We start from the raw sequence: 4,093 nt of genomic DNA on the forward strand, positions 1-4,093 counted from the left end.
CGGCGGTGGAGAACAGCGGCACGCTGCGCGCCAATGGCGGGCAGATCCTGCTGCAGGCCGGCAGCACCGGGCTGTCGCAGTTGCTGGTCAACAACACCGGCGCGCTCGAAGCCACCGGCATCGACACCTCCGGCGGCAGCGTGCGCCTGGTCGGCAGCGGCGGCGACGTGGCCAGCAGCGGCCGCATCGATGTCTCCGGCACCCACGGCGGCAGCGTGCAGCTGCTGTCCGATGGCGCGGTGAACGTCGCTGGCCGCATCGACGCCAGCGGCACCGCGGCCGGCGGCAGCGTGCGCATCGGCGGCGGCTACCAGGGCGGCGAACAGTTGCAACACGCCAATGCGGCCACGGTCGCCGACGGCGCGCTGCTCGATGCCAGCGCGACCGGCCAGGGCAACGGCGGCTCCATCGTGGTCTGGTCCGATGGCCACACCGCGGTGCATGGCGCGCTGCGCGCCAACGCGGCCGGCAGCGGCAGCGGCGGCCTGCTCGAAACCAGCGGCCACACCGTCGACTTCTCCGGCATCACGGTCGGCGCCAAGGGCGCCGGCCCCGGCGGCGCCGGCACCTGGCTGGTCGACCCGGAAGACCTGACCGTGGACAGCGCGGCCGCCAGCACCATCAGCGGCGCGTTGAACGGCGGCACCAACGTCACCGTGCTCACCTCCAACACCAACGCCAGCGGCCCGGGCACCGTGAGCAACGGCAGCGGCGACATCAACGTCAATGCGGCGATCGGCTGGAGCGGCAACTCCACGCTGACCCTGGACGCCTACCACAGCATCTATCTCAATGCCGCCGTCACCGCCACCGGCAACACGGCCGGCCTGGTGCTGAACTACGGCGGCTACACCGACAACGGCACCGTCGGCGGCACGGGCGACTACTACGTCAACACCCCCGTCTCGCTCGGCGGCGCGCACGCCAGCCTGGCGATCAACGGGCAGGCGTACACGCTGATCCACTCGCTGGCCGACGCGGCTACCTATTTCAACAGCCCCGGCGCCTATGCGTTGGCCCAGGACATCGACCTGGCCGGCGTCACCCGCAGCAGCGCCCTGGTGTCCTCCTTCCAGAGCAAGCTGGCCGGCCTGGGCCACAGCATCAACAACCTGACCATCTCCGGCGCCAGCGGTTACGTCGGTCTGTTCGGCACCACCAGCAGCAACAGCCTCATCCGCGATGTGCACCTGGGCAACGTCTCCATCTCCGGCGGCTATTACGTCGGTGGCCTGGTCGGCTACGGCCAGGGCGCGATCAAGAACGTCACCGTCGACGGCGTGGTGAGCGGCACCTCGGGCGGCATCGGCGGATTGGCCGGCTACAACCTGGGTTTGATCGACAACGGCGTGTTCAACGGCAGCGTCAACGGGCAAAACACCGTCGGCGGCGTGGCGGGCAACAACGTCGGCGCCACGATCCGCAATTCCCACAGCACCGGCAGCGTGACCGGCAGCTCCAGCAACACCGGCGGCCTGGTCGGCTACAACGACGGCGGCAGCCTGACCAACACGTATTCCACCAGCACCGTGAGCGGCACCAGTTCCGTCGGCGGCCTGGTCGGAACCAACCAGAACGCCGGCTCGATCAAGAACAGCTACGCCACCGGCAGCGTGACCGGCAGCAGTTCCATGGTCGGCGGGCTGGTCGGCATGAACTACCAGAGCACCATCGCCAACACCTACGCCACCGGCAGCGTCACCGCAACGGCCTCGGTGGGCGGGCTCGTGGGCGTCAATAACGCGGGCGGTGCCAGCGTCAGCTCCAGCAGCGTCAGCAACAGCTACGCCACGGGTGCCGTCATCAGCACCAACAACAACAACGTGGGCGGACTGATCGGCGCCAATTCGGGCAGCGTCAGCAATGCGTCGTGGGACGTCGACAGCACCGGCCAGGCCAATGCCATCAGCAGCGGAGGCGGCGGCAGCGCCACCAATCTGACCAGCTTCGGCAGCAACAACCGTTACAGCCACAGCACCTACGGCAATCTCGGCACCTGGGCGTTGCTCGCCGGCACCAGCAACGTCTACGTCGCCAGCGATGGCGTCGGCAGTCCGGCCTGGATCATGATCGAGGGGCAGACGCGCCCGTTCCTGGCCAGCGAGTACAGCACCACCATCGGCAACGCACACCAGTTGCAATTGATGGCGTACAACATGGCGGCCAACTACAGCCTGTCGGCCGACATCGATGCCAGCCAGACCGCCGGCAGCAACGCCAGCGGCATGTGGAGCAGCGCCGGTTTCAGTCCGGTCGGCGACAGCAACAACGCCTTCACCGGCAGCCTCGATGGCACAAACCACACCATTTCCGGGCTGACCATCGCCCGCGGCGGCACGTCCTACGTCGGCCTGTTCGGCAACACCGGCGCCGCCAGCCGGATCCTCAACCTCGCCCTGACCGGCACCACCGTCACCGGCACCGCCTACGTGGGCGGCGTCGCCGGCTTCAATGCCGGCACGCTCAGCGGCATCCGCGTCACCGGCACCATGAGCGGCACCGGCAACTTCATCGGCGGCCTCACTGGCTACAACAATGCCGGGACGATCACCGGCGCGCAGACCAGCGGCAACGTGGTCGGCAGCGGCGGCCCCTACAGCGGCAACTACGTCGGCGGACTGATCGGCAGCAACGCCAGCGGCACGATCAACGCGTCGTCCTCGTCGAGCACGGTCTCCGGCGGCAGCAGTGTCGGCGGCCTGGTCGGCAACGACTACCAGGGCAACTACAGCAACGTGCAGGCCAGCGGCAGCGCGACCAGCACCAGCACCGCCAGCGGCGACCATGTCGGCGGGCTGATCGGCAACGCCAATCAGAGCCAGATCCAGAACGCCTCGGCCAGCGGCAACGTCACCGCGACCACCACGCATGCGGGCGGTCTGCTAGGCCAGGCGTCCACCGCTACCCTCACCAATGTGCAGGCCAGCGGGAGCGTCTCCGGCTCGAACTACGTCGGCGGGCTGATCGGAGTGGCGAACAGGGGGACCATCACGAACGCGCACGCGACCGGTGGCGCATCGGGAGTCAGCTATGTCGGCGGACTGGTCGGTAACCTCTTCAGCACAAGCCTCAGCGACGCTTACGCCGTCGGCGATGTTTCCGGCACGTGGTACATCGGCGGGCTGGTCGGGTACAACTCTCGAGGCAGTCTGGCCCGTGTCTATGCCACTGGTTTCATCGCCGCCACCGAGTATGCGGGCGGCCTGGTCGGTTACAACCTGACCGGCACCATCAACGCGGCCTATGCCGGCGGCCGTGGCGTGATCGGCACCCAGTATCTCGGCGGTCTGGTCGGCTATAACGATGGCGGCATCATCAACGCCAGCTACGCCATCGGCGACATAGGCGGCAGCAACGCCGTCGGCGGCCTGGTCGGCACCAACAGTGGCACGATCAACGCCAGCTTCTTCGCCACCGACATCGGCGGTAATCCGATCAACGCCGGCCTGCGCTTGGCGGGCAGCAACACCGGCAGCATCGATGCGATCAGCGGCGGCAGGTCCTGGAGCGCGTTGAACACGCTGTCCACCTTCACCGATGCCGGCTGGGCGATCGACAACCGCGGCGGCACCGGCCAGACCTGGCGCCTGTACGAACACATGGGCACGCCGCTGCTGCGCAGCTTCCTGACCCCGTTGACGATCAGCACCAGCCTCTCCGGGCTCGACAAGACCTACGACGGCAACGGTGTCAGCGGCACGATCTCGTCCTATACGGCCGGCGGCGCCTTCAACCCCAGCCTGCTGTTCGGATCGTCGCTGCGCTACGCGACCGCAGGCAATGGCGTCGGCAGCTATACCACCGGCAACGGCATGCTGCAGATCGGTGGCCTGGCGTCCTCGCAGCAGGGCTACGACATCGGCTACGTGGTCTCCGGCGGCATCGCCATCACCCCGGCGACGCTGACAGTGACGGCGACCTCGGGCTCCAAGACCTACGGCGACACCCTCAACCTCAGCGGCTACCGCGTTTCCGGTCTGATCGGCAGCGACAGCGTCTCCGGGGTCGCGCTGAGCAGCGCGGGCGCCGGTAGCGGCGCCGCAGTGGGCAACTATGCCGTCACCGCCTCCGGCGCGACCGGCGCCGGGCTGTC

The 4,093-nt window shown here is 68.4% G+C and carries 1 protein-coding gene; it reads left to right on the forward strand.

Annotated features, from left to right (window positions below; all coding sequences use genetic code 11):
• Positions 1-4,093 (forward strand): GLUG motif-containing protein (locus D180_RS22545; protein ID WP_017912993.1); only part of this gene is annotated, 4,093 nt, incomplete at both ends.

It is taken from the genome of Xanthomonas sp. SHU 166 (assembly GCF_000364685.1).
Lineage (GTDB): Bacteria > Pseudomonadota > Gammaproteobacteria > Xanthomonadales > Xanthomonadaceae > Xanthomonas_A > Xanthomonas_A sontii.